The 6,508-nt window shown below is 71.6% G+C and carries 5 protein-coding genes; 1 reads left to right on the top strand and 4 read right to left on the bottom strand.

The features are described from left to right. The 4 genes from VIP82_RS11055 to VIP82_RS11040 all read right to left on the bottom strand — a co-directional run. A partial coding sequence (locus VIP82_RS11055; RefSeq protein ID WP_331908488.1) for an RDD family protein occupies positions 1 to 916 on the bottom strand: 916 nt, incomplete at its 3' end. 136 nt (positions 917 to 1,052) lie between these two features. Beyond that, the gene (gene purH / locus VIP82_RS11050; protein WP_331908486.1) at positions 1,053 to 2,657 is read right to left on the bottom strand and encodes a bifunctional phosphoribosylaminoimidazolecarboxamide formyltransferase/IMP cyclohydrolase; all 1,605 of its coding nucleotides are present in this window, start codon (positions 2,655 to 2,657) and stop codon (positions 1,053 to 1,055) included. A 27-nt stretch (positions 2,658 to 2,684) separates the two neighbouring features. After that, positions 2,685 to 3,287, bottom strand: a complete 603-nt coding sequence (gene purN / locus VIP82_RS11045) for a phosphoribosylglycinamide formyltransferase (protein WP_331908484.1) — start codon at positions 3,285 to 3,287, stop codon at positions 2,685 to 2,687. A 9-nt stretch (positions 3,288 to 3,296) separates the two neighbouring features. Then, positions 3,297 to 4,763, bottom strand: coding sequence for a cell division protein PerM (locus VIP82_RS11040; RefSeq protein ID WP_331908482.1), 1,467 nt, complete (start codon positions 4,761 to 4,763; stop codon positions 3,297 to 3,299). 127 nt (positions 4,764 to 4,890) lie between these two features. Here VIP82_RS11040 and VIP82_RS11035 point away from each other — a divergent pair, with 127 nt between their 5' ends. Further along, positions 4,891 to 6,375, top strand: coding sequence for an NCS2 family permease (locus VIP82_RS11035; RefSeq protein WP_331908480.1), 1,485 nt, complete (start codon positions 4,891 to 4,893; stop codon positions 6,373 to 6,375). The last annotated feature ends 133 nt before the right edge of the window (positions 6,376 to 6,508 follow it).

Raw genomic sequence — 6,508 nt, 5'->3', positions numbered from 1 at the left:
CGGGGCCTGCTGCCGGCGTCGACGAGGCGACGGAGGGGTGGACCGGCTCGCGCGGCCCTGATGCCGGCGCCCCCGCCACAGGAACACCAGGACCCATCGCCGCTCCGCTCGGCGCGACAGCCGCTGCGTCCGTTCCGCCCGGCGCGGCGCCCGCTGCGTACGCCTCCCCGCGGGGCGCTCCGACGACTCCCCCGCTGCTGCGGGTCACGGGGATGTAGGCGCCCGAGCCGGGGGCCACCGTCGCGGTCGCGAGCGACGGCAGCTCATTGCGCTCGTCGGCGAGATCCGTCGCCGCCGTCTTGCGGGCGATCCGCATGCGCTTCGCGTCGTAGGGGTTGAGGCCTTTCCGCACGTCCACGAACCACGTGGCGCCCGCCATGTCGGCCCATCCGCGCCCTCGACGCTCCGGGTCGAACAGCGGTGAGCAGGCGATCACGAGGACGGGTCCGACGAGGGGCACGAGGAAACTGGCCCCGAGCACGAGGTACCGCACCACCGCGCCACGCCAGAATCCGGGCCGCTCCAGGGTGCGCACGTTGACCGAGCGGATGCCGGTCGCCGCCTTGCCTACCGTGGTGCCCTTGCGCCCGTGCAGGATCAGCTGCAGGACGACGAACGCGGTCGTCAAGGCCGATGACGCGGCCGCGCACGCGATCACGAGCCCGAGATTGCCGGCATCCGTGAGCGCTGCGACCGGATCGGCGGAGGCGGCGGCGTTGAGGAGCACCGGCAGGGAGACGAGCAGCAGCGGGAGCTGGAGCACCACGACGATGCCCAGCTCGATCGATGTCGCCAGCACGCGCCGCCCGAAGGGCGCCATGCGCAGCCCGAGGGACGCGGCGTACTCCGGCCTCGGCCGACCGCGTCCATCGAGGCCCTCGACGGCGTGTGTCGAGTCGTCGATCTCCCAAATCACCGGATCCTCCTGGCGAACGCTCCGCATCGACCCTATCCGGCGGACGGCGCTGCTCCCGCCCGGAGCGGGGACATGGGGAAATGGACCCATGCCCCCGCGGACGCCGGCGCCGGCCCTGGCCCGGGCGACGGTCGTCTCAGTGGAAGAAGTGGCGCTCTCCCGTGAAGAACATGGTGACGTTCGCCGCCTGGGCGGCGGCGATCACCTCGTCGTCGCGCACCGAGCCCCCCGGCTGGATGATCGCCGAGATGCCGGCGTCGAGGAGGATCTGCGGCCCGTCGGCGAAGGGGAAGAACGCGTCGGAGGCCGCGACCGAACCTGCGGCGCGGTCACCGGCGCGCTCGACGGCGAGGCGGCAGGAGTCGACGCGGTTGACCTGGCCCATGCCGATGCCGACCGTCGCGGAGCCCTTGGCGAGGACGATCGCGTTGGACTTGACGGCGCGGCAGGCCTTCCACGCGAAGATGAGGTTCGTCATGTCGTCGTCGGCCGGACGCTCCCCCGAGACGAGCTGCCAATCCTTCGCGACCGACTCGATGTCGTCGGGGAACCGGTCGGCGTCCTGCAGCAGCAGGCCGCCCGAGACGAGGCGCACGTCCATGCGCTCCTGCTGCCAGTCCTGCGGGAGCTGCAGCAGGCGCAGGTTCTTCTTCGCCTTGAAGACCTCGAGCGCCTCGGGCTCGAACGAGGGCGCCACGATGACCTCGGTGAAGATGTCCTTGAGGTTCTCGGCCATCTTCAGCGTCACGGTGCCGTTGGCGGCGATCACGCCGCCGTAGGCCGACACCGGGTCGCACTCGTGGGCGCGCAGATGGGCGCTCGCGATCGGGTCGAGCGCGTTGGGCGCCGCCACGGCGATGCCGCAGGGGTTCGCGTGCTTGATGATCGCGACCGCGGGCTTGACCATGTCGAACGCGGCCCGGAGGGCGGCATCCGCGTCGACGTAGTTGTTGTACGACATCTCCTTGCCCTGCAGCTGCGTCGCCTGGGCGATGCCGTGGCCGCCGTTGCGCGTGTAGATCGCCGCGCGCTGGTGCGAGTTCTCGCCGTAGCGGAGGGTCGCGAGGCGCTCGGCCTTGATCGTGAGATGCGCGGGCAGGTCCTCCTCGGTGAGCGTCCCCTCCGAGAACCAGGTGGCGACCGCGCGGTCGTACTCCGCGGTGTGGGCGAACGCGCGGGCGGCGAGCTCGCGACGCTGCGCGAGGCTCGTGCCGCCGGCGCGTACCGCCTCGATGACGGCCGGGTACGACGAGGGCGAGACGACGATCGCGACGTTGGCGTAGTTCTTCGCCGACGCACGCACCATGGCAGGGCCGCCGATGTCGATCTGCTCGACGACGTCGTCGCCCTGCGCTCCCGAGCGCACCGTCTCGACGAACGGGTAGAGGTTCACCACGACCAGCTCGAACGGCGCGATGTGGAGCTCGTCGAGCTGACGCTCGTGATCTTCGAGGCGCAGGTCTGCCAGGAGGCCGGCGTGCACGCTCGGGTGCAGCGTCTTGACGCGGCCGTCGAGCGACTCGGGGAACCCGGTGACGCTCGACACGTCGGTCACGGTGTGACCGGCCTCACGCAGCAGGGTGGCGGAACCACCCGTCGACACGATCTCGACGCCCGCCGCGGCGAGCGCCTCGCCCAGGGCGAGCAGATCGGTCTTGTCGCTCACCGACACGAGCGCCCGGCGGACCGGGACGACGTCGCGGGTGCGATACAGGGCGGGGTCGTGGCTCGGTCCGGCCATGGCGGATCTCCTCGGTGGGGATAGGGGTCAGAGCTGGGCGCTCGCGGACGCCGCCGCGAGGTCGAGGTCGCCGGTGGCGACGCGGCGCACCACGTCGATCAGCAGGCGGCGTTCGACGGGCTTGATGCGCTCGTGCAGGGCGTGCTCGTCGTCCCCGGGGAGCACGGGTACCCGCTCCTGCGCGAGGATCGGCCCCGAGTCGACGCCGTTGTCGACGATGATCACGCTGGCCCCGGTCTGGGCGACGTCCGCGGCGAGCGCGTCGCGCACGCCATGCGCACCCGGGAACTCCGGCAGGTACGCCGGGTGGGTGTTGATGATGCGCGGCGACCACGCGTCGACGAGGTCGGCGGGCAGCAGCCGCATGAGGCCGCTCAGCACGACGAGGTCGGGCCGCCAGACGTCGAGCTGGGCGCCGAGCTCGGCGCCCCACTCCTCGCGGCTGGCGAACTGCGCGAAGGGGACCATGAAGGTGGGGATGCCGTACTCCTCGGCGTGCGCGAACCCTTCGGCCTCGCGATCGGCGCCGACCACGATCACGCGAGCGGGGAACTCGGGCTCGGCCGCCGCGTCGAGCAGAGCGCGCAGGTTCGACCCTGTGCCCGAGATGAGGACGGCGACCGTGAGCACCCGATCAGCTTACTCGGAACCGTTCCTGTCGCCGGGCGCCGCCGGCCCGGGCAGGTCGATGGGCTCGGTCGTGGTCTCCGTGCCGGCAGACGTGCGGCCCGAGGCGCGGCGGGGCGAGAGGAGCAGGATCGCGGCACCCAGCAGCACCTCGAGCCCGACCGCGAGGGCGACGGGACCGGGTTCGGGGCCGAGTTGCGCGAGCCGTCCCGGCCCGAGCGAGCCCGAGGCGACGAAGGAGAGGAGCGCGGCGGCGCCTCCCGCGACGATCGCGATGCCCGCGGTGATCACCAGGCGCGCGCCGATCGGGTCCTCGGCCGCGACGGCATCCGATTCCTCGGACTCCGAGGTCTTCGCACGGCTCGAGCTCGCGAGCAGACCGGTCAGTGCGGCGGTCTTGGCCGCGTCCGTCCGCGCGGACACCGGCGCGGCCTGCGGCGCGCGTGCGGAGCGAGGAGTGGCACCGGGCATCCGTGGTGCGCCTGCCCGGTCGCCCACGTGGAGGAGCCTCGAGCGCGCGATCCACCCCGCAAGCGCGCCGATCGCGACCGGCAGCAGCGCGAGCAGCAGCAGCCACGACGTGGTGGAATCCGGCACGGCGCCGAGCACGGGCAGCCCCGGGACGACTCCGACCTGCGTGCCCGCGGGAGACACCGCGGTGCCCTCGCCCACGCTGAATCCGGGGCCGGCGACGAAGCTCATTCCCCACACGGCGAGCGTCGGCACGTAGGCGAGCTGCGCGATGGTGAGCACCGCCGCGCCGAGCGCGTCGACGTCGCCGGCCTGGAAGAGCGCCACGATCTGCCCAGCGCGTGCGAACAGGGCCACGGCGGCGACCGCGGCGCCGACGCCGACGAGACCCACCACGACCACGGCGGAACCGCGTGCGACCAGCGCCGGAACGTCGCCCCACCCGTGGGGCAGCTCCTCCGCGCGATCACGCAGCCGCGCCACCGCGCCGGAGCCGGCCTCCGACCACTCGGTGACGATCGCCGTGACGAGCGCGGGAAGCGCGAACACGAGCGTCGGGATCAGGATCGCCTGCCACGTCTCGACGTGCGCGACGTCGTTCGCGCCCGTCAGCGCGGCGCCCGTCGCCAGCGCGGCGAACACGACCGTCGAGGTCAGGACACCGGTGAGCCAGGCGTCCGCGTGCGAGGCGCGCGCCCCCGAGCGGGCGGCGAAGATCGCCGTGAACGTGGCGAACGCCAGCGGTGCGAGGGACAGGACGAAGGATGCCGCGTCCGTGTCGATCCCCGTGGCCGCGAGGTACTCGGGCGGCAGGGCGATGTGCAGCGGCACGAGGTTGCCGAACTGCCACACCGAGACGGCGGACGGCCACAGCACTCCCCAGTCCGCGTCGCCGCCGAAGCCGAAGACCCAGAGGACGGTGAGCGGAGCGAGGGTCGCGGCAAGGCCGACGGCGACCGCGATGGCGGCGTCGACGGTGGCAAGGAGGGCGACGATGAGGCGATGCATGCGCCATCGACCCTACTTCGAGGGGCGCGGGCGTCCCGGCTGCGTCCGCGCCGTGGTGCGGCATCCGTCCAGGGAATCCTCAGGTTCGCGCGCGAACGACTACCCTTTCAGGTCGGAGGTCCCATCCATGAGCACAGCCCCGTCCGCGGCATCGAACACCCCCGAGACGCCCGACGACGTCGAGACACCCGAGCCGAAGAACGGCTTCGACAGGTTCTTCGAGATCACGCGTCGCGGCTCGACCATCGGCACCGAGGTCCGCGGCGGCGTGGTGACCTTCGTGACGATGGCCTACATCGTCATCCTGAACCCGATCATCCTCTCCAGCGGTGTCGACGTCGAGGGCAACACCCTCGGCTTCACCCAGGTCGCCGCCACCACCGCCCTCACCGCGGGTGTGATGACCGTGCTGTTCGGCCTGGTGACCCGCCTGCCGTTCGCGTTCGCGGCGGGCCTGGGGATCAACTCGTTCCTCGCCGTGTCGGTCGTCGGGCAGGTGACCTGGCCCGAGGCGATGGGCCTCGTCGTCATCAACGGTCTGATCATCGTGCTGCTCGCGGCCACGGGCCTCAGGCGCATGATCTTCGACGCCGTCCCGATCCAGCTGAAGCTCGCCATCACGGTCGGCATCGGCCTCTTCATCGCGTTCATCGGCTTCGTCGACGCCGGCTTCGTGACCTCGACCGGCGCCTCCTCTCCCCCGGTCGGCCTCGGCGTCAACGGCTCCGTCGCGACCGTGCCGACGCTGATCTTCGTGTTCACCCTGCTGCTCACTGGCATCCTGGTCGCCCGCAAGGTCAAGGGCGGCATCCTCATCGGCCTGGTCACCGGCACCGTGGTCGCGCTGATCATCGAGGCCATCTGGAACATCGGCCCCAAGTTCGACGGCGACAAGGTCAACCCCGGCGGCTGGGGCCTCTCGGTGCCCGAGCTGCCGTCGTCGCTGGTCAGCGTGCCCGACCTGTCGCTGGTCGGCCAGGTCTCGTTCGGATCGTTCGAGCGCATCGGCGTGCTCGCCGCGCTGATGCTCGTCTTCACGCTCGTGTTCACGAACTTCTTCGACGCGATGGGCACCATGACGGGCCTGTCGAAGGAGGCGGGCCTGGCGAACGAGAAGGGCGACTTCCCGCGCATCAAGTCGGCGCTCATCGTCGAGGGCGTCGGCGCGGTCGCGGGTGGATTCACGTCGAGCTCGTCGAACACCGTGTTCATCGAGTCCGGCGCAGGAATCGGCGAAGGCGCCCGCACCGGGTTCGCGAACGTCGTGACGGGTGCGCTGTTCCTCATCGCGATGTTCTTCACGCCGCTCGTCTCGATCGTCCCGACCGAGGTCGCGGCCTCCGCGCTGGTGATCGTCGGCGCGCTGATGATGTCGCAGATCCGCTTCATCGACTTCTCGGACTTCTCTGTCCTGCTGCCGGTGTTCCTCGCGATCACCGTGATGCCGCTGACCTACTCGATCGCCAACGGCATCGGCGCGGGCTTCATCTCCTGGGTGGTGGTGCGCTCGCTGTCGGGCAAAGCGCGCGAGATCAGCCCGCTGCTGTGGATCGTCGCGGCCGGCTTCGTGCTCTACTTCGCCCGCGGACCCCTCGAGGCCGTGCTGGGCTGAGACATCGAAGGGGACGGATGCCGCGGCGAGCGGCATCCGTCCCCTTCGGCGTCTCCGAGGTCAGCGCAGCGGCGTCCAGCCGGGCGGCAGCGGCCCGTCGAAGGCTGCGCGCTCGGCGTCGGCCTGCACCGAC

Source organism: Microbacterium sp. (assembly GCF_036566905.1).
Taxonomy (GTDB): Bacteria; Actinomycetota; Actinomycetes; order Actinomycetales; family Microbacteriaceae; genus Microbacterium.
This window is presented reverse-complemented; position numbering and strand designations above follow the sequence as displayed.

What these genes read in the sequence shown, in the direction of transcription:
- VIP82_RS11035 (WP_331908480.1), top strand. Translation starts at nt 4,891, where the DNA reads ATGAGCACAGCCCCGTCCGCGGCATCGAACACCCCCGAGACGCCCGAC.
- VIP82_RS11040 (WP_331908482.1), bottom strand. Translation starts at nt 4,763, where the DNA reads ATGCATCGCCTCATCGTCGCCCTCCTTGCCACCGTCGACGCCGCCATC.
- purH (WP_331908486.1), bottom strand. Translation starts at nt 2,657, where the DNA reads ATGGCCGGACCGAGCCACGACCCCGCCCTGTATCGCACCCGCGACGTC.